Source organism: Bacillus sp. 05T22 (genome assembly GCF_056396765.1).
This window is the reverse complement of sequence record NZ_JBFTMC010000023.1, coordinates 20,210-41,685: the sequence shown is the minus strand read 5'-3', so window position 1 is coordinate 41,685 and position 21,476 is coordinate 20,210. Positions and strand designations below refer to the sequence as shown.

Here is a 21,476-nt window from a genome sequence, read left to right as displayed (position 1 = left end):
CTCAAAATCACAAAATCAAATCTAAATTTAGTATAGAAAAAAACCTGAGACCGATTTCAAATCGGCTCAGGTTTTCTTTTGTTATTAGATGCTTTTAACTAATTCAACAACTTCTTCAGCAGTTGACATCGTTAATGCTTTTTGCGCTAACTCTTCCATCTCTGCTTTTGACAACTTGCTTAGTTGTGTTCTTGCAGGAAGGATAGATGTTGCACTCATGCTGAATTCATCTAATCCTAATCCAAGTAGTAATGGGATTGCAAGTGAATCTCCTGCCATCTCACCACACATACCAGCCCATTTTCCTTCTTTATGAGCAGCATCGATAACCATTTTTACAAGACGTAAAATAGATGGGTTATACGGTTGGTATAAGTAGGATACACGTTCATTCATACGGTCTGCAGCCATTGTGTACTGGATTAAGTCGTTTGTTCCGATAGAGAAGAAATCAACTTCCTTTGCAAACTGATCTGCTAATACTGCAGAAGCAGGGATTTCTACCATCATACCTACTTCAATAGCGTCAGAAACAGTTACACCAGCTTGAACAAGTCTTTCTTTCTCTTCTAATAAAATTGCTTTTGCTTGACGGAATTCATCAAGAGTTGCAATCATTGGGAACATAATTTTCAAATTACCATATACGCTTGCACGAAGTAATGCACGAAGTTGTGTACGGAACACATCTTGTTCTTCAAGGCATAAGCGAATTGCACGGTAACCTAAGAATGGATTCATTTCTTTTGGTAAATGTAAGTATGGAAGCTCTTTATCTCCACCGATGTCAAGTGTACGAACAACAACTGGTTGATCTGCTTTTACACCTTCAAGAACTGCTTTATATGCTTCGAACTGCTCTTCTTCTGTTGGAAGATTGTCACGACCCATGTATAAGAATTCTGTACGGTATAAACCAACACCTTCTCCACCATTGTCGATGATACCTTGTACATCATTTGGTGTTCCGATGTTTGCAACAAGCTCAACATGTTGTCCATCACTTGTTACAGTTGCTTGATCTTTTAATTTCGCCCATTCAACTTTTTGTTCTTCGAATTTTGCTTTCTTTTCTTCGAAAGTACGAAGCGTTTCTTCAGATGGGTTTACAATTACTTCTCCATCTAGACCGTCGATAATTACGATATCGCCGTTTTGGATTTTCTCCATAACAACTTTCGTACCAACAACAGCTGGAATTTCCATAGAACGAGCCATAATCGCAGAGTGAGATGTACGTCCACCAATATCAGTCGTGAAACCTTTTGCATAGTTACGGTTTAATTGTGCTGTATCAGATGGTGTTAAATCTTCAGCAATAATAATTACTTCTTCAGAAATCGTACTTGGATTTGAGAAGTTAATTCCTAGTAAATGTGCAAGAACGCGTTTTGTTACGTCGCGAATATCCGCTGCACGCTCTTTCATATATTCATTATCCATGTTTTCAAACATAGTAATGAACATTGTTGCAACTTCGTCCATTGCAAATTCAGCATTTACTTTTTCATTATTTACTTTATCTTTTACTGGATTTACTAGTTCTGGATCATTCAATACTAGTAAATGTGCTTCAAAGATAGCAGCTTTATCAGCACCAAGCTCAGCAAAAGCATGGTCTTTAATTGCTTCTAGTTCAGATTTAGCTTTCTCAAGCGCAGCGTCTAAGCGTGCAATTTCTGCAGCTTCGTTCGTAATCGTTTTCTTTTCAATGTTAAATTCAGGATTTTCAAGTCTGAAAGCCTTCGCAATAGCAATCCCACTTGATGCAGCGATCCCTTGAATGTTAAGAGTCATTATTCTCCTAACCCTTCGTTTTTCATAGTTTCTTCGATAGCTGCTAGTGCTTGAGCTGCATCATCACCATTTGCAGTGATTTTAATTTCTGCGCCTTGTTGAATACCTAAAGACATAACACCCATGATTGATTTTAAGTTAACGTTTTTACCGTTATACTCTAAGTTAATATCAGCACCGAATTTGCTTGCAGTGTTTACAAGTAGAGTTGCTGGACGAGCATGAATTCCTGAGTCGCTAGTTACTTTAAAGATTTTTTCCATAATAATCTATCTCCTTTAAATGCAGTATTTTTTCAGTTGTATAGACGTGAGTACCACATCATCTATTGTATATAACAGGCGATGTTCGGTCAACCACATCGCCCACTATAATTATAAACATTTTGCGTCAATTTCTTACTGAATGTCAATAATATCGGCTTCGCCTTTCTTGACATTGCCTTCTTTTTTCAATTCAACTTGTTGTCCTTGCCCTAAATTCGTAAAAATAATTGGTGTAATAATAGATGGTGCATTTTCTTTTACAAATGCGATATCTACTTTCAATAATGGTTGTCCTTGTTTCACTTTATCACCTTGCGTGACAAGTGCTTCAAAACCTTCACCATTTAATTTTACAGTATCAATACCGAAGTGAATTAAAATTTCTTTTCCACCTTCAGATTGAATACCAATTGCATGTTTTGTTGGAAAGACATTGACAATCTCACCGTCAACTGGAGAAACGACTGTTCCTTCTGCTGGCTCAATTGCGAATCCATCCCCCATCATTTTCCCTGAAAATACTTGATCAGGAACTTCTGTAATCGGTAGAATTTTACCTTCAATCGGAGATACAATTGTTTCATTTGTATCCGCTTTTTGTACAGTTTCTTCTACTTTTACAGGTTTTTCTTTTTCAACATGAGGTGTACGACCTGACATAATATCATGAATTTGTGATTTTAATGTGTCAGATTTCGGTCCGAAAATAGCTTGAATGTTATTTCCTACTTCAAGCACTCCCGCTGCCCCAAGTTCTTTCAAACGATCTTTGTTTACATTTTTTTGTTCGTTAACTTGAACACGTAAACGTGTAATACAAGCATCTAAAGAAGCAATATTCTCTTTACCACCAAGCGCCACTAATACTTCACGTGGAAGTTCACCTGCTTCTGTTTTCCCTGCGCCATCAGTATCTGTTGTTACTTCACGACCAGGTGTTTTTAGATCCCATTTGCGGATTGCAAATCGGAATCCGAAGTAGTAAATTACTGCAAGTGCAAGACCAACAACAATTACCCACCACCATGCTGTACGGCCTGGTAAGACACCAAATAGCATAAAGTCAATTAAACCACCAGAGAATGTCATACCAATTTTAACACCTAAAATATGCATTGTCATAAACGATAAACCAGCAAATACAGCATGTATTCCGAACAATACTGGTGCTACGAATAAGAATGAAAATTCAAGTGGTTCTGTAATACCTGTTAGGAAAGATGTTAACGCAGCAGATCCTAAAATACCAGCTGCTAATTTTTTATTTTCTGGACGTGCTTCATGATACATTGCTAAGGCTGCTGCTGGAAGACCGAACATCATGAACGGATATTTACCTGTTGTAAACGTACCAGCTGTTAACTCAACACCATCTTTTAATTGTGCCATAAAGATCTTTTGGTCACCGTGGATAATGTCACCCGCTGCACTTGTATATTGACCAAACTCAAACCAGAATGGTGCATAGAAAATATGATGTAATCCAAATGGAATTAAAGAACGCTCAATTAAACCAAACACAAATGCCGCTAACGTTTTATTCGCATCGATCATTTGATGTGAGAATGCATTCAAACCACCTTGAATTGTCGGCCAAATAAAGCACATTACAATCCCTAAAAGTAAAGAGAATGTTGCTGTTGCGATCGGTACGAAACGCTTACCTGCAAAGAATCCTAAGTATGATGGTAATTCAATATTGAAATATTTATTATAGCAATATGCTGCTAATATCCCTACAAGAATACCCCCAAACACTCCCGTTTGAAGTGTCGGAATACCTAATACATTTGCATATGCTTGATCTGTAAAACCAGTTTTAACTGGAACTTTGTCACTTACAATTGTAACAAATTTTTCTACTCCTAAGAATACGCTCATCGTTTTGTTCATAATTAAGTATCCAACGAAGGCTGCTAACCCAGCTACTCCGTCTCCACCTGCTAATCCGATGGCAACCCCTACTGCGAATAATAATGCAAGGTTTGCGAAAATAATATCACCAGATTGTTCCATAATTTTTGCAACTAGAACAAACCAATCTGCCTTTAAGGCAGGAACTAGATTTGTTAACTGTGGATTTTGAAATGCATTACCAAATCCAAGTAAAATACCTGCAGCCGGTAAAATTGCTACTGGAAGCATAAGCGCTTTTCCGACTTTTTGAAGAACACCAAAGATMTTCTTAAACATGGAAACCCTTCCTCTCTTATATATATTGTGCTTTTCGACAAACGCCAAAAAGGCATGAGGAAAAAAAGATAGAACGATAGCTATACAAAGGGTAGTATGTCCCTTTCTCTAGCTTACATTCCTGACTTTTCTCCACTCATGCCTGATCGAATCAGTAACACGTGTCAAAAATAGGTTTACGTATAAGTTCACTACTTTAAAGCAAACGTTTTCGTTGTTTGCCTTAACTTGTTTGTCGAATTTTGTATAACTTTGCATGACTTATTATACAAAACAATTGTAAGCGATTCAATCATTTTTTTTAACGTTTTCATTTTAGACAAAAATATATGTCTTTTATACGTGTTCTACTTTTACTAATCTTTGCAAATGCATCGTTAAATAAATACTCTCCGCTTCATATACAGGGAGCTGTAATTCTTTCTGCATCACCTTCACAAGCTTCCAAGCTAGATTATAACAAACTGGATACTCTGCTTTTAATAACTCAGCAAACCCTTGTGCTTCTTCTACCTTCTCTCCCTTTTTCACTCGTTCAATTGCATATTGCAAATGAYGAATAAGACGTAAATAATGAATACTTTCTGGATCTAATGTAAGATGTAGATTTGTTTCAATTAATGAAACAAGCTTTGCAATAAGACGGGAGTTTTGATTAACAGCAGATACATCAGAATTTGTGAGTGAACTATAAATATGAAGTGCAATAAAGCCAACTTCCCCTTCTGGCAATGTAATTTGCAAACGGGAATTTATAAGTTGTACAACTCCTTCAGCAATTTTGTACTCTTCTGGATACAGCATTTTTGTTTCAACTAAAAAAGGATTATCTATTGTAAAGCCCTGTTTCAGTCTTTTAATTGCAAAAGAAATATGATCTGTTAAGGCAATATGAATATGCTCGTTTAATGGTGACTGCGCCTTTTCTTGAATATACATCATAATATCGTTCATCAGTTCAATTAACTTTTCGCTCACATGTGGCACTAAAAGCTTATATTGTTCACGGTCACGTTCATTTTTTAAAACAAACATTTTTTCAATTTGCTCCGCCTTTAATACATCTTTCGTTTTCTTTCCAAATCCAATTCCCTTGCCAATCACTACTACTTCCTCGTGTTCCTGATGACTCGCAATGATGACATTATTATTTAAAACTTTTTTAATTTCTAGATAACTATTCATATAACACCACCCTCGTACTTAAATAGCCTACTTTTATGTTACAGAACATCCTTCTTTTTCGTCAATGCAAAACATCTACCATTTTAGAAAAATTCATTTTTTAGACATGATTGCACGAGATGCGTATAATGTAAGAGCAAATGTACATAGAAAGGAGAATGCAACATGATTAAAATGTTTGTAAGCGATATTGACGGCACAATGATGCAACATGGCGGCATAATTGATGAACAAGATGTTACAGCTCTTCGCAATCTTGCACAGCAAAATGTGATTCTTTGTTTCGCCTCCGGTAGGCTTGATAATGAAATCGCTGGTTTAATGAAAGAGGTTGGTACCAACTTCCATCGCATTAGCGTAAATGGTGTATTCGTATATACCCATGAGAATAAACAATTATTGTCTGCAACATTTGATTCGAGCATTTTGCCAGATTTGTTAGCGATGACGAAAGAAGAACCGTATTTTCGTTATGTAAGTGATGAATATAATTATTACATTGAGGAAAAAACACCATTTATTCATGAACTTGAGAAACAAGTTACAATGACTTCTGTTGAAGAACCAAACTTATTACAAAAAATTGATGATACAATTTTCCCTAATAAAATTTCTGTTGGCGGCACAAAAGAAAATTTACAAGTACTTCAGAAAACAATCAATGAGAAATTTAGCGGCAAAGTCAGTACCTTTATCTCCGCTGAACAATGCTTAGATGTCATGCCACCAAATATTAGCAAAGGATCAGCAATCTCTATTTTATTACAAGAATTCCACATAGAACCTGAAGAAATTGCTTGTATCGGTGATTCTTACAATGATATTCCTATGTTCAATTTAACACCTCATAGCTTTGCCATGTCACAAGCTGACGATGCAGTGAAAGAACATGCACATTATGTCGTAGACTCTGTAAAAAACGCTGTAGAACACGTGGTAACTTACAACTCAAAACAAAACAAAAATACGACTCATTCCCTGTAAGGATGAGTCGTATTTTTTTCTCTACATACCCAATGAATTGAAAGTTTAATGTATTTCACAAAATAAAATACACTACTTGTTTCGTGAAATACTCGTAATGAACTTATAACGATCACCACGATAAATACATTTCACATATTCTAACGGTAATTCACCTTCTGCATATGACCATTGTCTCATGACAAGCACAGGTGCTTTTTTAGGTATATGCAGATGTTCCGCTTCATCATCCGTTGCAATTGAAGCTTCAATTGCTTGGGTAGCACGAACAAGTTTAAAGCCTAACTTTTTCTCTAAATGTTCGTATAAAGATTGTTGCAAAATTTCTTCGTTAATATCTTTTACAAGAGTTGGCGACAAATATGTCGTCTCAAAAGCAATCGGTTCGTCATCGGCTAAGCGAATACGCCTCACTTCATACACCGATTCCCCCTCTTGAATTCTAAGCCGGTCTGCTATTTTAGCAGTAGCTGAAACTAGGCGGAAGCTTAATAACTGACTGCTTGGTTTCATACCACGGGAAAGCATATCCTCTGTAAATCCCGTCATCCCTTGCAGTTTTTGCTCCACTTTTGGAAGCTGAACAAACGTTCCAATTCCACGCTTTCGATATAAATACCCTTGTTCCACTAAATTATTAATTGCCTGTCTGATCGTCATGCGACTTACTTCGAACTTATCACAAAGTTCATTCTCAGATGGAATTTTATCTCCCGGCGTCCATTCACCGTCCTCAATTAGCTGTTTCACCCACTCTTGAATCTGATAATAGATCGGAAATGGTGAATACTTGTCGATGTTCATCAGCAATCGCCTCACTGCATAAAGATAGAGCTTCTGGATCTGCGATTACGGTTACATTCGGATGACGTTGCAGCACTGTAGCAGGACACGCTTTGCTATACTCACCTTGCAATAATTCTCTGATTGCTTCTGCTTTTTTCGGTCCCATAGCAACAAGTAAAATTTGTTTCGCTTTTATGATGCTTCCAATCCCCATTGTAATTGCATGAGTTGGTACATCTTCTTCTTTTTCGAAGAAACGAAGGTTTGCTTGGCGTGTAGACTCTGTTAATTCAACAATGTTAGTTGGAGAATCAACAGATGTTCCTGGTTCGTTAAATCCGATGTGACCGTTTTCACCGATTCCAAGAATCTGTAGATCAACTGGGTTAGCTGCTAGAATGCCTTCATAACGCTTGCACTCTTCTTCTAAATCACTTGCCATCCCGTTTGGTACATAAGTTTCTTTAAAGGGAAGATGATTAAACAACTGTTCTTGCATAAAATAATGATAGCTGTTTTTATCTTCGTGTGATAAATTTACGTACTCATCTAAGTTTACAGTGGTTACACGGCTTGTATCAAGTTTATTTTTTCGCATTTCTGCATAAATACCAAGTGGAGAGCTTCCTGTAGCCATTCCTAGCGTTGGATTTTCCTTTGATTTTACAACTTCTTCAATTAATTTATAACCTGCTTCTGCTAATTCTTCTGGCGTTTTTACAACAAGAATATTCATCTATTTACTTCCCTTCCTTCATATGAATTCCTAATCGAACCGTATCATATACATGTAAATCTTCCGTCATGACAACAAAGTCCGCATCTTTTCCTACTGTTAATGCCCCTTTATTCGTTAATCCAAACTCTTCTGCTTGGTTAACTGATGTCATAAGTACAGCGTCCTCAATCGAGCATCCTGTAAATTCAATTACATTTCGGAATGCTTGGTCCATTTTCAATATACTACCCGCTAACGTTCCGTCTTCTAAACGAGCGCTGCCATCTTTCACATGTACAGGCTGTCCACCAAGCTCATACAATCCATCTTCTAAACCTTTTGCACGCATCGCATCAGTAATGACACTTACTTTTTTAGGCCCTTTTAATTTATATGCTAATTTCACCATATCTGGGTGAATGTGAATACCATCTGCAATCACTTCAACCATTACATTTGGGTTCAATAACACGTGACCGACAACACCTGGTTCACGGTGATGTAAACCGCGCATTTGATTGTATAAGTGTGTAGCATGTGTAATGTTTCTATTTTTCAATTGTGCATCAACTGCATCTGTATGGCCCATTGTACCAACAACACTCGTTTCAGCAAGATACTTTTCAAATTCTACTGCGCCTTCTTCTTCTGGTGCATACGTTACTAATTTAATTAGATTGCCACTTGCTTCTTGCCATTGTTTAAATTGTTCAATATTCGCCGGAACGATATGTTCAAGAGGTTGCGCTCCTGCACGTTTTTTTGAAACATATGGTCCTTCTAAATGAATATATTCAAAATGCGCTCCTTTTTCTTTCGCTTCTTTTGCAGCACTTAAAGCCGCTTCAATTGCTTCTGGAGCTTGCGTCATTGTTGTTGGGAAATAAGTTGTAACCCCTTCTTTTAACATTTCTTTACCAAGAGTTACTAACCCATCGCTATTCGCATCCATCGCATCAATATCGTATCCGCCATGAATATGAACATCGATCATACCTGGAATCACAATTTTTCCTTCTGCGTCAAAAACCGTTTCATTTTCTTGTGATACATATTGAGCCATCAAACCAATTTCTTCAATTTTTTCTGCGTAACGAATAAATCCACTTCCCATTACTTCGTGACCTGTATAAATTTTGGCATTGATGACAACTTGCGTTTTCATTTTCATCGATCCTTTCCCATGGAATACCTACTTGTTATTATTACCTATTTGCCTAACCTCATCTTAATATATACACGAGTAGTTGTCTATACATTCAAATGAAATTTCCTCTTCTCTTAGTAAAAAAGGAAATTTATCTTCTTTAATTATAATATATATTATTCTTTTTTTCCAAAAGGAGACAATGCATCTTTTATGAAAACGAATACTAATTCCTTGTTTCCATTTTCCTACTTAGCATTCCATTATACAGTTTTAACTACTTCTTTACTTTAACAATGGAAGCGGCGTATTTGACCATATTGCAATATGGCCTCCATCCGTTTCAATTTCTACCGTTCGTTTATCCGTTGTATATGTCATGACACCATATCTCTTTAACCTGTTTACTACACTTTGATGTGGATGCCCATATGGATTTTTTTTATCATAAGAAAGAATAGCAAATTGAGGGTTTGCCTCCTCTAAAAATTGTTCACTAGTTGACGTATATGAACCGTGGTGACCTACCTTTAAAACATCAGCATGTACATCATATTGCTTTATTATTTTCTTTTCAGTTTGTATATCCGCATCTCCCATTAGCAAAAAATCAGCTTTACCATATCGAACTTTTAAAACAATTGATGATTCATTATTTTCATCCTTTGACTTCCCATTATTTAATATTTGAATTGAAACTTGGGGATCCAACGGTATATGCTGTCCTTGTTTTACACGAACAAACGGAATTCCCCTCTTTTTAATATCGTTCCTATACGTATGATATGTAAAAGAACTATAGGTTTTGCCGCTATCTAATACAAGTGAAACTGGCATTTGTTCTATAATCGGTATAAGCCCTCCTATATGATCCATATCTGGATGRGTCCCTACCACAACATCTAAATGGTTAATCCCTTTTTCAATTAATTTCTGAATAATTACCTCTCCAGCCTCATAAGGCCCTCCATCGATTAACATTGTTTGACCATTAGGTAAAATAATAAGTGTGGCATCACCTTGTCCCACCTTAAAAAAACTAACTTTCATTCTTCCTAAATGTGGACGTTGCATGGAAAAAGAGGACACAGTATGAACAGACGTCATATATCTTTTGACAGATGTGCTGTTTAATGAAAAACATATTAAAACAGAAACTAACAATAGAATAATCCGTACAACTTTCATAATTCGTCTCCTTTTTTCATTTAGTATGGCACGAGTCGTATTTCATATACAAAAAAAGCTTAGCAATACGCTAAGCTACGATTTTGACAATTCCTGCAAGGAGCCAAAGAATAAGTCAGCTTCATTCATTTGTTCATTTTCTTCAGAAAGGGTTGGTAAATCGTCTAATGTTTGAAGTCCAAACGTATCTAAGAACTCTTTCGTAGTACCATATAAAATAGGACGCCCTGGTCCTTCTGCCCGGCCCGTTTCTTTTATAAGTAAGTGCGATACCAATGTTTGCAGTGCTCGATCTGTTTTCACACCACGAATTTCTTCCATTTCCGTTCTTGTAATTGGCTGGCGATAAGCAACAATCGCCAATGTTTCAAGAGCAGCCTGGGAAAGAGACGCTGCTGTTGGTGTATCCATTAATTTTTGATAATAAGGCGCATGTTCTTTTTTTGTGGCAAAGCGATACACTTTTGCAAATTGTACAATTTGCAACCCTCGCTGTACACCTTCACATTCCCTTTGCATTTCCTCGATAATCTGAATTACATCTTTCACTTCAATTTCAAGTACTTTTGCAATTTGTTCCGGATAGACTCCTTCATCACCCGCAACAAATAAAAGCCCCTCAACAATTGCCATCTGTTCTTTTCTATCCAACATACAATCTCCTTTCTCATATCTTTCCATACAAAAATATCCACAATAAAAACCGAATCACAGTATATTGCGACCGGTCCAACATTCCTTTTATCGTTCCAAACAAAATTATGTGAAACCATGATCAGCGGGGATTATTTCCACTGATCATTCGTTTTGACTAATCAAATACTTACTGCTAGTTTTCCTCACAATTTTGAAATGGGAGTTTTACTAAACTTTAGAGCGGGTCAAAAAGATTTCATCAAAATTGTGTTCTTGCTCAATAATAATTTGTTGGTTTTTCATAAGTTCGAGTATGGCTAAAAATGTTACAACCATTACTTCGCGCTCTTCATCAACGAATAAATCAGAAAAACTTTGGCGTCCTTCCGCTGTTTCTAATTGCTGTAAAATATCACTCATACGTTGTTCAATCGGTATTTCTTGACGAGCAATTCGCGTTGTTACTGGACGTTTTGGTTTTTTACGACGCATAAGTTTTTGAAATGCTGCTAACATATCATACAGTGTTATATCGAGAGGTAAACTTGTCTCCTCTTCTTGCTGAAATGATGTAAAATCGATTGGCGGACGTGTATAAAGTTGTGCTCTTTCTTGTTCTCTCTCTTTTAATTCAGCAGCAACTTGCTTATATTTTTTATATTCAATTAACCGCTCCATCAACTCTTGACGGGGATCATCTATAAAGTCTTCACCATTATCAGGTACATCTTCCTCTTGTTTCGGTAACAGCATTTTACTTTTAATTTGCAATAGCGTTGCGGCCATCACCAAATACTCACTTGCAACATCCAGTTGCAAGTCTTTCATCGTATGAATATAAGATAAATACTGCTCTGTAATTTCCGCTACAGGAATATTATATATATCAATTTCATAGCGATGAATTAAATGTAACAATAGATCTAAAGGCCCTTCAAAAGCCTCTACTTTAAAATTATATTGCACAAAGCATCCCACCACATTTTTTCTATAACAACATAAGTATAGAGCATACTTATGTTCTATCCAACCTTTTTCAGAAATTTAGTTAAAAATAGACACCTGCCCATGCAACAATGCCCACCTCTTCATATGATAAAAGTGTAGTAAGTTCAATGTAGGAGGTAAAAAAACTATGGGCCATGTTGATTGTGGTTTTAACGGCGGTTTCGCTTTACTTGTTGTGCTCTTTATCTTATTAATCATTGTAGGCGCGGCTTGCTTCTGCTAATGCAGAATATAATAAACGGCTAGAGATTCTCTAGTCGTTTATTATTTATCCCGCTATTCGTGTGCAGTAAGATCTCACCTTAAAATTCAGCAAAAGTAAAGAAGTGAGGTGGGGGGCGGGCTGATAATCAGTGTAGATAAAGAAAACTCCATTGATCACATCGTAGTTTCACTTTATGATAAACTGTACGTAAGACCGTTTAGACAGGAGCGAAAAGGATGTATCCTACAGCATACATACAATTTTTAATTCATTTTCATGGAGATTATGATTACTTTGAATGTCACGAAGTACTAGAAGAATATTGGAAATTGAAACCACGAGGAGAGCGAGAAAACTACTGGGTTGGTTTTATTCAAATAGCAGTTGCTTTATACCATCACAGACGCTCAAATTGGAATGGTTCAATGCGAATGATGAAAAGCGCCATTGCTATTTTAAAAAAGGAAGGTATACAAGTACACAGATTAGGTCTTGATCACCCAAAACTTTTAACTATATTACAAAAACAATTACAGTCCATTCAATCAAAAGAACCTTTTGCACCTATATTTTTTCCTTTTTCAGATTCCTCTTTAGAAAACACATGCTTGCAATTATGTACAGAAAAAATGATTCCTTGGAAAGATGCTCATTCACTACCTACTGAATACATTATCCATAAACACAAATTGCGTGACAGAAATGATGTAATTGCCGAACGAAACGAGCAACTAAAAAAAAGAAAGCAGAGATGACACAAATTCCATCTCTGCTTTCATGAATGTATATTTTGTTCAATTCCCTTACACTTTTCACAAAAACTAGCAGTTTGTTCGTTTCCACAAATTGTAATACCTTGAAACTTATTTTTTAATTCTTGTATCATCTTTGTACCAATCCCCATGTGACGATGAGATGGATTCACACTAAGATGTTGAATCTGTAATACATTTTCTTCGTTGATAACTCCAACTATCCCAACAAAATCATCATTTTGTTTCCACAAATATAGTTGCCAACTATCATTTTTATCATATTCTTTCATTGTCAATTGTAAAATTTTCACATCTTTTTCAGTCGGCATAAACGAAAGAAGCCCCATTGCAATCTTTTCATAACTTTTTTTAAAACGAATTAACATAAACCTTATCCCTTCTTACAAAAGTTACAAACCATGTATCCCCTCTACCACTATTGCTATATCATCTCCATTTTACAATATTTTCACTATAGTGAGAAGGGCTGCCAAAACAACTTGATAATCATACAAAGAGAATGTAGGAAAGTCAAATGTATAGTAGTCCTTTATTTTCATTAATAAAAGAAATTCTCTCATTGAGAATTTACTCTTATTAAGCTAATGAATAAACTCCATCTAACTTTTTAGCTTCTCGCATAACGCATTGAACTACAAAACTTATAAACCACGAATAACGAAATAAAACTTTACTGTATCCTATGTATTTTTACAAAAATAGTTCTATCGCTAACAATTTAGTTAGCTATAATAACTTTATCATTTACTCTCTTATCATTTACTGCATATTACCCACAAATTCCTGTTTATAGATTAAAACTTTTCTTAATTTAAATTTTTTCTCCGATTGTCACTACAAACATGGGACAAAGCAAAATTTTATACTTACATGTTTTCAATCTTCTCTTATTATCATATAAAGCTTTTGAATGATGATTATTTAACAGTAAGAAAATAAAAAGAGAGCACTTTGCTCTCTTCAATTTATTCTTCCCAAACTTTAACTTCTTTCATTACATCGCCTTGACGCATGTTTAATACTGTTTCAATACCGCTTGTCGCTTTACCAAATACAGTATGTACACCATCTAAATGTGGTTGTGGCTCATGAACGATGAAGAATTGGCTACCACCTGTATTACGGCCAGCATGTGCCATAGAAAGTGATCCAACTACATGTCTATGCGGATTCCCTTCAGTTTCACATGGGATAGAGTAACCAGGRCCRCCTGCWCCTGTKCCTGTTGGGTCTCCACCTTGGCTTACGAARCCAGGAATAACGCGGTGGAATGTMACACCATTATAGAATCCTTGATCTGCTAATTTTTTGAAATTTTCAACTGTTTTCGGTGCTTCTTCTGGGAAAAATTCTAATTCAATTTTTTCACCATTCTCCATTAATATGTATCCTAAAGTTTTCATACGTATATGTCTCCTTTCAACTATCTCAGCACTATATTACCATATTCATGCTCAGAAACAAAAAGAATCCGACAATCTGTATACTTCTTTTTTAAAATCAGCAAGAAGACGGATGACAAATTTTAAAAATATACTATAATTACTGTGTTACCCGCAAATTCCAGAAAGAGAAAGGGAGCGATTTTTCGTGAAAACGAAACTATTAGCTCTGCTACTAGCTGTTACAGTGTTTATGATCCCAACAGCTTCATTTGCAGACGTGATTGAGGGAGAATCAATCGTTACATTAGGAGAAAATTTATCTGAACAACAAAAACAAGATCTTTTAAAAGAAATGAAAGCGCCAAAAGATGCGCAAATTATTACTGTATCTAATGCGGAAGAACATAAATTTTTAGAGGGTATTGTTCCAAAAGCACAAATTGGTACGAGAGCTATTTCCTCTTCTATAATTACGTATACAAAACCAGGATCAGGTCTTATTGTGCGAGCGAAAAACATTAATTGGGTAACAGATGCAATGTATACAAACGCACTCATCACAGCAGGTGTTAAAGATGCAGAGATCCAAATCACGGCACCATTTAAAGTATCAGGAACAGCTGCTTTAACAGGATTAATGAAGGCTTACGAAACAACATCGAAAAAAGAAATTCCTGAAGAAGTAAAAAAAGTAGCCAATGAAGAAATGGTACAAACAGCGAAACTTGGTGACAAAATTGGTGACGAAAAAGCTGTTCAACTTGTTGCGAAAGTAAAAGAAGAAATTGCTAAGGAACAGCCAAAAACAACAGAAGATTTACGTGCGCTAATTAAAAAAATTGCTGATCAACTTGGTATTACACTAACAGATGAGCAATTAGATAGCTTAGTTTCATTATTTGATAAAATGAAAAATTTAAATATTGACTGGAACCAAGTTGGTAGCCAATTAAATAAAGCAAAAGAACATGTTTCAGCATTTTTAGGATCTGAAGAAGGACAAGGCTTCCTAGATAAAGTAAAAGATTTCTTCTCTAGTATCATTGATTTTATTAAATCATTATTTAAGTAATAAAAAGCTCGTCATTGACGAGCTTTTTATTATATAAATCCAAACTAAAAAACCGACATAAAATCTTTCTTTTCAGGTGGAAGAGAGCATCCGACCATGCATAGCAGCGGTCAGATCCTCTTCCTGCCCCATACCAAGTGAAAACAAAGAAAGAAAACGAGTGCAGGTCACCTTTTGTTTTTCATAGCAGCTTATATGTGAAAAATCAAAATGGATTTATCTATTATATAAGCAACGGTAATTTCATAATCGCTTCCTCTACAGAACGAACAACATGACATGCCTTTTCCTTCACATATGGATGTGCATGATGAAGAGTAAAAGAATGCGGTGTTACTTCAAACATAGAAATGTCATTAAAAGAATCACCAATACATGCTACTTCATGCGCTTCAATTTTCAAATGCTCCATCAAACGTTTTAAAGCACTTCCTTTACTAACCCCCATTGGCATAATATCTACATATCCTTTTCCAGAAATAAAAATTTCAGCGTGCTCATGAAAAGTGTCTCTTAGCTCTTGATCCAATGTCACAATCTTTTCTGCTTCTCCATACACAAACAACTTTGCAGGATGAATTGTTTTACCAAATTCCTCCTCTAATGTTTCTATTTCAGCAATATGCACACCCATATATTCTTCAAAAACATAATGATGTTCATTTTTCTTTTTCGTATATCTCTGCTCTTTTGCACACACAATATCAGCTAGCCTTTTTTCATGTATATATCGATATATTTCCTGGGCAACTCCATCATTGAATTTCGATTCATGGAATATTTGTCCGTTTGGTAATAGCATCGTAGCACCATTTAATCCTGTCGTGTAATATGGAAATGAGAATTGCCTAACTGCATCATGAATTCGATGCGTAAAACGACCAGAAGCAAAGCAAATATTTGTCCCTTTTTCTGCTAACCAACAAAGTGCTTTTTCATCTTCCTTATGAATATTGCTTACATTATAAAAAAGTGTATCATCTAAATCACTTACAAATAATTTAATCATGCCCTCTTCCCCTTTCATACACAATTTCTACTCTAAGTGTACGAAAAAAATGTTGTGATTTTGTTAAAATACGATAAATTTCTAATAAAAAATAAGCAGGAAAAGATTCCTGCTTATTTTTGTCTACGTATATTTTGCGGGTGTACAATACTTGGACGTACTTTTAGACTAGACATAGTTGGACGTAATAAAATTTTCGTTAACGCGCCCCAGTCAAATGGTAAAAACGGCCATAAGTATGGTGTTTGTAAACTTTTAATAGATGCTAAAAACAAAATTAACATTGTCATTCCAATTACAAATCCTATCTCATGAAACAAACCAGTCAAAATAATAACAAATAACTTTCCGAGTTTGTTTCCAAGCCCTAATTCATAACTTGGCGTTGCATATATTCCAATCATTGAGACTGCTGTATATAAAATAACTTCTGGAACAAATAAGCCAACGTCAATTGCAATTTGTCCAATTAAAATTGCTGAAATTAAACCGGCAGCTGATGATAAAGGAGTCGGTGTATGAATCGATGCCATTCGCAAAAATTCAAGTCCAACATCGGCCAGAATTATTTGTAATAAAATAGGAAGATGCGTCATTTTATTTGGCCCAATGAAAGCAAGTTTCTCTGGTAACAATGTTGGATCGAACACAAAAACGAGCCAAAACGGCAATAAAAACACAGAAAATATAATGCCTACAAAACGAACCCACCGTAAAAATGTACCAACTGCCGGGTTTTGTCTAAACTCTTCTGCGTGCTGCACATGATGAAAATACGTTGTTGGTGTAATCATTACACTTGGAGATGTATCAACAATAACTAATACATGCCCTTCTAATAAATGATTTGCCGCTACATCTGGTCTTTCTGTATAACGAATAAGCGGGAAAGGGTTATAACCCTGCTTCACTAAAAATTCTTCAATCGTTTTGTCAGCCATTGTAATTCCATCTACTTCAATACTTTCTAGTTCTTGCTTAATGATTTTTACCAAATCTGGATTCGCAACGTCCTGAACATAGGTAATACAAATATCCGTTTGTGACCGATCCCCAACCCGGATAATTTCGTTTCGAAGGCGCGGATCGCGAATACGCCTTCTTATTAGCCCTGTATTTACAATGATATTTTCTACAAAACCATCTCTTGCCCCGCGCACTACTTTTTCTGTATCTGGTTCTGTTGGTGTTCGTCCTGGATAACTACGAACATCGATTGCAAAGGCCTCTGTTTCCCCTTCTACAAAAATAATAACAAGTCCCGATAATACTTGTAGCATTACCTCATCCATCGTTTTCACTTTACTTACTTGTTGATGGATAAGGCGATTTTCTAAAAGCTTAACTGTATCTTCTTCAACATCTCTTATTTCATTTGTATCTACTGCTTCTTCCAAAATGTGAATGAGGTAATTTGTATCACACAATCCATTTACAAATAATACACCGATTTCTTTATCAAGAATTTGAAATTTACGAATCCCAACATCAAATGTAACACCTAGTCCGACTGTTTGTTTTAAATAATTTTCATTGTCACTCAAAAAAGAAGAGATTGGGATACTAACTTTCTTCTGTTTCGTCATAAAATCCGCTCCTTTCTAAAATTAATTGAATTGCTTTTTTTGTAATTGGTGCTCCTCGCTCCCACTCATCATTTCCACACATTTTTCCTATATCACCAATTCCAACAATTACAGGGACATTTAATGCATCTAAACAATAAATCGTATCTCCATTAATTCTGCCAATTTCACCATCAGGAAGTCCAAATTTATCAACACCGTATTCTGTTAATCTGCCTTCCCGATCTACGCTGACATCTACACGCGCCCACTCCCAATGATGTGTATTAGATGCAACAGCTAAAATGCCAAGAACATCAATTTGTTTATGCATTGCCACATATTTTAACGCTTTTTCACCTGAACCTTCTCCTATAAATCCACTATCATCAAACATGACAAATACAGGGTCATATGGCGTTTGCATAATTAGCTCCACAATCTTTTTCCCTGTCAATTTCGTCGGATTACTTTGCGATGCTGAAATACACCTTCCGCCAAACTCCTTTGTTAACAGCTCAATTGTCCGCTTTGCATATTCATCTCCATCTGTCACCAAAATAACCCTTCGTCTCATTTGATTTATCCTTTCGGTTTACATATAAGTGCTACAAAAAATGCAAATAATATCGATGCTGAAATACCTGAAGAAGTCAAACTAAACAYACCAATTCCAATTCCTAAGTAACCATGTTTTTCAGCCGCCTCTAGTGCTCCATGCAAAAGGGAATGTCCAAAGCTCGTTATCGGAACAGTTGCTCCAGCACCTGCAAATTTTATGAGCTTATCATATAGTCCAAAGCTATCTAAAACCGCTCCAATTACTACAAAAGTTGCCATCAAATGTGCAGGAGTTAATTTAGCAAAATCCAATAAAAGCTGTCCTACTACACAGATAGCTCCCCCAACGATGAACGCGTATACAAAATCCACAATTCACACCCCTTTTATCCTTTCAAATACAACGCCGTGTGCAATTGTCGGAATCGTTTCTTTTTGTTGTATCATAATCGGGCTTAACAATGCTCCTGTTGCAACTACAAAAATACGCTGTAAGTTTCCTTTTTTCATTTCTTGTAGTAAATGACCGTATGTTACAACTGCCGAACAGGCACAACCGCTTCCACCTGCAAAAACCTCTTCTTGATCCTTGTTATAAATCATTAATCCGCAGTCATTATATACATTCCCTAAGTCATACCCTTCCTCAAGTAAAAGTTGCTTCGTAATTGGTGCCCCAACACCTGATAAATCCCCTGTAACGATAAGATCATAATCAGCTGCACTTCTCCCTAAATCTTCAAAGTGCTGTTGAATCGTATGGGCAGCAGCAGGTGCCATTGCTGATCCCATATCAAAAGGATCTGTAATTCCTAAATCTTGCACTTTTCCAATGGTTGCAGCTGTTATTTTAATATTGCTCTGTTCTTTACTAATTAAAGCCGTCCCTGCCCCTGTAACAGTTGAAGTTGCTGAACCAGGTCTTTGCCCCCCGTATTCTGTCGGATAACGAAACTGCCGTTCTGCAGTTGCATTATGACTACTAACCGTAGCTATCACACGATTAGCAAAGCCCCCATCAATAAAGGCCGATCCAATCGCTAGTGTCTCCATTGATGTTGCACAAGCGCTGAACATTCCTAAAAAAGGAATCCCAAGCTCCCTCGCCACATAATTTGCTGTAACGGTTTGGTTTAATAAATCTCCCGCTAAAAAAAAATCAATTTGCGAAGGCTTTATATCCCCCTTTTGTATGACCTGCTGAATTGAATCATTCATCAATCTTCTTTCAGCAAGCTCCCAATTTTCTTCCTCACAATGCAAATCATCATATGAAATATCAAAACACTTTCCAAGAGGACCTTCCGCTTCTTTTGGACCGACAGCAGTACCTGTTGCATTCACAAATATATTATTTTGAAATACCCATGTTTGCTTCCCTGTCAATCTCATATCTAGTCTCCTTTAAGACAACCAAAGTTTAAACGTATATCGAATTAGACCAACAATGTATGCTCCAACAACTCCAAATACAATTACACTTCCAGCAAGCTTAAACATATTTGTAGCAACTCCGAGTACAATCCCCTCGCTACGGTGCTCCATTGCCGCACTTGCCATTGAATTTGCAAATCCAGTAACAGGAACTGCTGAACCAGCCCCTCCGAATTGACCGATTTTATCATATACACCAAATCCAGTTAATATGGCTGATAATAATACAAGTGTTGCTATCGTAGGATTTCCCGCATTTTGCTCATTAAAGTGAAAATAATACATATAAAATTTCATCAAGCATTCACCTACTGTACAAATCAGTCCACCTACAACAAAAGCTTTTACACAATTCATCACATAATTTGGCTTTGGATGATAATTTTTCACTTTATTTATGTAATCATCTTTTAATTTATTTTGGGCCATCTTGATACCTCCTATCTTGCAAAATAAATCCAATGAAATAAAGAGCCCATTACCTTTCCAAGTACAAGCGCAACGAGTAGAATGACAATTTTCCCATCTACGCCTACCCGTTTTGCTAATATAGGTAAAACATTCAATACCTCTGTCAAAGCCGCAGCAAGCATACCAATAAATGTTCCACAAAATAAGCCAAGTAAAACGAGCCAATACTGAGATGTTTGAAAGGTTATATCTCTTAAACTGCACCATGCTCCGGCCAAAGAACCACCAATTACGGCCCACTCAAAAAATTGAACCCGATGGCCACTCCTTGTTAACTGGGCTAAACGTGGGATTACACCAAGCACAGCTAAAAATGCCACATATCCCCCTCCAACTGCAATCCCACCAGCAAGCCCAATTACTATCACTACTCCATACTCAATCATCTGCGATTTGTTTTGCACTCTCTTTATTTTCATTGATCATGACATATTGATCGAGTGACTGTTGATACTGGAACATTTCCACTTCTAACGGACTTGGCTCTTCATTAATTCGTTTTTGAAACACATGATTAAAAAATAAGACCATCCCTAATCCCAGTCCTAAAGAATACGGAATTTGAAACAGGAGTGGTTTATAGTTGATTTCTCCCGTAATCATGTAATATAAGCGCCAGTGTACTTGCTGCATACTTACATCTTCATGAAAATAAATAATCGCAAGAGCCGCACCGACAAAAAGTAACATCCAAACCAATCCAAAGAAAATGGGGTGTACTTTCTTTTTTTCATAGACGATTTCAACAAGTGTTTGCCCAGGACCAAATAAATTAATTTGTATATGCTGCGTAGTTTGTTGAATCACTTGAATGATTTTCATCGCATCAATTACAACATGTGTTTTATCACGTTTTGTAATTTTATAGACAAGTTGCTTTTTTATTTTTTCTACTAAGCCAGAATCCCCAACTACTTGTGCAATATCTTCAATCTTCACCTCATATGAAGGGGATACTTGCAGACGATTTCGCATTTTGAGATAGATTGTTCGCTCCACTCCATTCACCTCTTTACTATTCCTCGTAGTTGTAGTATGGTTTCTGGAAAATTTTCTAATACAACTTTTTTTATAAAATGGAACTTTGCAC

The 21,476-nt window shown here is 36.2% G+C and carries 24 protein-coding genes; 4 read left to right on the top strand and 20 right to left on the bottom strand.

The window, feature by feature from the left end; translation table 11 throughout:
* Positions 1-84 precede the first annotated feature (84 nt).
* From ptsP to glcT, 4 genes are all read right to left on the bottom strand, one after another.
* Complete coding sequence (gene ptsP, locus AC1DIT_RS10480) at positions 85-1,797, bottom strand: phosphoenolpyruvate--protein phosphotransferase (RefSeq protein WP_016116142.1); 1,713 nt, start codon at positions 1,795-1,797, stop codon at positions 85-87.
* A complete protein-coding gene (gene ptsH, locus AC1DIT_RS10475) occupies positions 1,797-2,060 on the bottom strand; it encodes a phosphocarrier protein HPr (protein ID WP_000411078.1) in 264 nt (87 codons plus the stop codon). Before ptsH ends, ptsP begins: the two co-directional genes overlap by 1 nt.
* Before the next feature lie 135 nt (positions 2,061-2,195).
* Complete coding sequence (gene ptsG / locus AC1DIT_RS10470) at positions 2,196-4,256, bottom strand: glucose-specific PTS transporter subunit IIBC (RefSeq protein ID WP_476998178.1); 2,061 nt, start codon at positions 4,254-4,256, stop codon at positions 2,196-2,198.
* Between the two features lie 336 nt (positions 4,257-4,592).
* On the bottom strand, positions 4,593-5,441 hold the full coding sequence (glcT, locus tag AC1DIT_RS10465; protein WP_476998177.1) for a glucose PTS transporter transcription antiterminator GlcT: 849 nt from the start codon (positions 5,439-5,441) through the stop codon (positions 4,593-4,595).
* A 165-nt stretch (positions 5,442-5,606) separates the two neighbouring features.
* Here glcT and AC1DIT_RS10460 point away from each other — a divergent pair, with 165 nt between their 5' ends.
* Positions 5,607-6,425 (top strand): Cof-type HAD-IIB family hydrolase, encoded by an 819-nt coding sequence (locus AC1DIT_RS10460; RefSeq protein ID WP_016133235.1) that lies wholly within the window; start codon positions 5,607-5,609, stop codon positions 6,423-6,425.
* Between the two features lie 72 nt (positions 6,426-6,497).
* On the opposite strand, the gene phnF is transcribed toward AC1DIT_RS10460, so the two are convergent.
* The 6 genes from phnF to AC1DIT_RS10430 all read right to left on the bottom strand — a co-directional run bounded on the left by phnF (position 6,498) and on the right by AC1DIT_RS10430 (position 11,866).
* A complete protein-coding gene (gene phnF, locus AC1DIT_RS10455; RefSeq protein ID WP_077293862.1) occupies positions 6,498-7,229 on the bottom strand; it encodes a phosphonate metabolism transcriptional regulator PhnF in 732 nt (243 codons plus the stop codon).
* Positions 7,159-7,947 (bottom strand): glucosamine-6-phosphate deaminase, encoded by a 789-nt coding sequence (nagB, locus tag AC1DIT_RS10450; protein WP_016116147.1) that lies wholly within the window; start codon positions 7,945-7,947, stop codon positions 7,159-7,161. Before nagB ends, phnF begins: the two co-directional genes overlap by 71 nt.
* 4 nt (positions 7,948-7,951) lie before the next feature.
* Entirely contained in the window at positions 7,952-9,094 is a 1,143-nt protein-coding gene (nagA, locus tag AC1DIT_RS10445; protein ID WP_016116148.1) for an N-acetylglucosamine-6-phosphate deacetylase, read from the bottom strand.
* Between the two features lie 267 nt (positions 9,095-9,361).
* Complete coding sequence (locus AC1DIT_RS10440) at positions 9,362-10,264, bottom strand: ComEC/Rec2 family competence protein (protein ID WP_016116149.1); 903 nt, start codon at positions 10,262-10,264, stop codon at positions 9,362-9,364.
* Positions 10,265-10,339: 75 nt separating this feature from the next.
* Entirely contained in the window at positions 10,340-10,915 is a 576-nt protein-coding gene (gene scpB / locus AC1DIT_RS10435) for an SMC-Scp complex subunit ScpB (protein ID WP_018766084.1), read from the bottom strand.
* A gap of 213 nt (positions 10,916-11,128) precedes the next feature.
* Positions 11,129-11,866 (bottom strand): segregation/condensation protein A, encoded by a 738-nt coding sequence (locus AC1DIT_RS10430; RefSeq protein WP_016116151.1) that lies wholly within the window; start codon positions 11,864-11,866, stop codon positions 11,129-11,131.
* Positions 11,867-12,035: 169 nt separating this feature from the next.
* Here AC1DIT_RS10430 and AC1DIT_RS10425 point away from each other — a divergent pair, with 169 nt between their 5' ends.
* Together AC1DIT_RS10425 and AC1DIT_RS10420 are read left to right on the top strand one after the other, a co-directional pair.
* Complete coding sequence (locus tag AC1DIT_RS10425) at positions 12,036-12,131, top strand: YjcZ family sporulation protein (protein ID WP_000510192.1); 96 nt, start codon at positions 12,036-12,038, stop codon at positions 12,129-12,131.
* Positions 12,132-12,349: 218 nt separating this feature from the next.
* A complete protein-coding gene (locus AC1DIT_RS10420; RefSeq protein WP_016116152.1) occupies positions 12,350-12,868 on the top strand; it encodes a DUF309 domain-containing protein in 519 nt (172 codons plus the stop codon).
* A 20-nt stretch (positions 12,869-12,888) separates the two neighbouring features.
* Here the strand turns inward: AC1DIT_RS10420 and AC1DIT_RS10415 are convergent, their stop codons facing one another.
* Together AC1DIT_RS10415 and AC1DIT_RS10410 are read right to left on the bottom strand one after the other, a co-directional pair.
* Complete coding sequence (locus AC1DIT_RS10415; protein WP_016116153.1) at positions 12,889-13,254, bottom strand: GNAT family N-acetyltransferase; 366 nt, start codon at positions 13,252-13,254, stop codon at positions 12,889-12,891.
* A 600-nt stretch (positions 13,255-13,854) separates the two neighbouring features.
* Positions 13,855-14,292 (bottom strand): peptidylprolyl isomerase, encoded by a 438-nt coding sequence (locus AC1DIT_RS10410; protein WP_003208377.1) that lies wholly within the window; start codon positions 14,290-14,292, stop codon positions 13,855-13,857.
* 187 nt (positions 14,293-14,479) lie between these two features.
* Here AC1DIT_RS10410 and AC1DIT_RS10405 point away from each other — a divergent pair, with 187 nt between their 5' ends.
* Positions 14,480-15,346: a DUF1002 domain-containing protein gene (locus AC1DIT_RS10405; protein WP_006095863.1), complete on the top strand. Its 867-nt coding sequence runs from the start codon at positions 14,480-14,482 to the stop codon at positions 15,344-15,346.
* Between the two features lie 223 nt (positions 15,347-15,569).
* On the opposite strand, the gene AC1DIT_RS10400 is transcribed toward AC1DIT_RS10405, so the two are convergent.
* The 8 genes from AC1DIT_RS10400 to AC1DIT_RS10365 form a co-directional block, all read right to left on the bottom strand.
* The gene (locus AC1DIT_RS10400) at positions 15,570-16,373 is read right to left on the bottom strand and encodes a Cof-type HAD-IIB family hydrolase (RefSeq protein WP_016116154.1); all 804 of its coding nucleotides are present in this window, start codon (positions 16,371-16,373) and stop codon (positions 15,570-15,572) included.
* Positions 16,374-16,468: 95 nt separating this feature from the next.
* Positions 16,469-17,941, bottom strand: a complete 1,473-nt coding sequence (locus AC1DIT_RS10395) for a spore germination protein (protein ID WP_016116155.1) — start codon at positions 17,939-17,941, stop codon at positions 16,469-16,471.
* Positions 17,919-18,497 (bottom strand): stage V sporulation protein SpoVABEA, encoded by a 579-nt coding sequence (gene spoVAEA, locus AC1DIT_RS10390; protein WP_016116156.1) that lies wholly within the window; start codon positions 18,495-18,497, stop codon positions 17,919-17,921. The genes AC1DIT_RS10395 and spoVAEA overlap by 23 nt, the downstream gene beginning before the upstream one ends.
* Before the next feature lie 5 nt (positions 18,498-18,502).
* The gene (gene spoVAE, locus AC1DIT_RS10385) at positions 18,503-18,853 is read right to left on the bottom strand and encodes a stage V sporulation protein AE (protein ID WP_476998176.1); all 351 of its coding nucleotides are present in this window, start codon (positions 18,851-18,853) and stop codon (positions 18,503-18,505) included.
* A gap of 3 nt (positions 18,854-18,856) precedes the next feature.
* A complete protein-coding gene (gene spoVAD, locus AC1DIT_RS10380) occupies positions 18,857-19,873 on the bottom strand; it encodes a stage V sporulation protein AD (RefSeq protein WP_006095867.1) in 1,017 nt (338 codons plus the stop codon).
* 12 nt (positions 19,874-19,885) lie between these two features.
* The gene (spoVAC, locus tag AC1DIT_RS10375) at positions 19,886-20,344 is read right to left on the bottom strand and encodes a stage V sporulation protein AC (protein ID WP_016116157.1); all 459 of its coding nucleotides are present in this window, start codon (positions 20,342-20,344) and stop codon (positions 19,886-19,888) included.
* A gap of 11 nt (positions 20,345-20,355) precedes the next feature.
* Entirely contained in the window at positions 20,356-20,772 is a 417-nt protein-coding gene (locus AC1DIT_RS10370) for a stage V sporulation protein AB (protein WP_003200010.1), read from the bottom strand.
* The gene (locus AC1DIT_RS10365) at positions 20,765-21,385 is read right to left on the bottom strand and encodes a stage V sporulation protein AA (protein WP_016116158.1); all 621 of its coding nucleotides are present in this window, start codon (positions 21,383-21,385) and stop codon (positions 20,765-20,767) included. Before AC1DIT_RS10365 ends, AC1DIT_RS10370 begins: the two co-directional genes overlap by 8 nt.
* Between the last annotated feature and the right edge of the window lie 91 nt (positions 21,386-21,476).

Excerpts from the sequence above, each read along its gene's own strand:
- ptsP (WP_016116142.1), bottom strand. The coding sequence starts at position 1,797 with ATGACTCTTAACATTCAAGGGATCGCTGCATCAAGTGGGATTGCTATT.
- ptsH (WP_000411078.1), bottom strand. The coding sequence starts at position 2,060 with ATGGAAAAAATCTTTAAAGTAACTAGCGACTCAGGAATTCATGCTCGT.
- AC1DIT_RS10460 (WP_016133235.1), top strand. The coding sequence starts at position 5,607 with ATGATTAAAATGTTTGTAAGCGATATTGACGGCACAATGATGCAACAT.
- phnF (WP_077293862.1), bottom strand. The coding sequence starts at position 7,229 with ATGAACATCGACAAGTATTCACCATTTCCGATCTATTATCAGATTCAA.
- nagB (WP_016116147.1), bottom strand. The coding sequence starts at position 7,947 with ATGAATATTCTTGTTGTAAAAACGCCAGAAGAATTAGCAGAAGCAGGT.
- nagA (WP_016116148.1), bottom strand. The coding sequence starts at position 9,094 with ATGAAAACGCAAGTTGTCATCAATGCCAAAATTTATACAGGTCACGAA.
- AC1DIT_RS10425 (WP_000510192.1), top strand. The coding sequence starts at position 12,036 with ATGGGCCATGTTGATTGTGGTTTTAACGGCGGTTTCGCTTTACTTGTT.
- AC1DIT_RS10420 (WP_016116152.1), top strand. The coding sequence starts at position 12,350 with ATGTATCCTACAGCATACATACAATTTTTAATTCATTTTCATGGAGAT.
- AC1DIT_RS10415 (WP_016116153.1), bottom strand. The coding sequence starts at position 13,254 with ATGTTAATTCGTTTTAAAAAAAGTTATGAAAAGATTGCAATGGGGCTT.
- AC1DIT_RS10400 (WP_016116154.1), bottom strand. The coding sequence starts at position 16,373 with ATGAAAGGGGAAGAGGGCATGATTAAATTATTTGTAAGTGATTTAGAT.
- AC1DIT_RS10395 (WP_016116155.1), bottom strand. The coding sequence starts at position 17,941 with ATGACGAAACAGAAGAAAGTTAGTATCCCAATCTCTTCTTTTTTGAGT.
- spoVAEA (WP_016116156.1), bottom strand. The coding sequence starts at position 18,497 with ATGAGACGAAGGGTTATTTTGGTGACAGATGGAGATGAATATGCAAAG.
- spoVAD (WP_006095867.1), bottom strand. The coding sequence starts at position 19,873 with ATGAGATTGACAGGGAAGCAAACATGGGTATTTCAAAATAATATATTT.
- spoVAC (WP_016116157.1), bottom strand. The coding sequence starts at position 20,344 with ATGGCCCAAAATAAATTAAAAGATGATTACATAAATAAAGTGAAAAAT.
- AC1DIT_RS10370 (WP_003200010.1), bottom strand. The coding sequence starts at position 20,772 with ATGATTGAGTATGGAGTAGTGATAGTAATTGGGCTTGCTGGTGGGATT.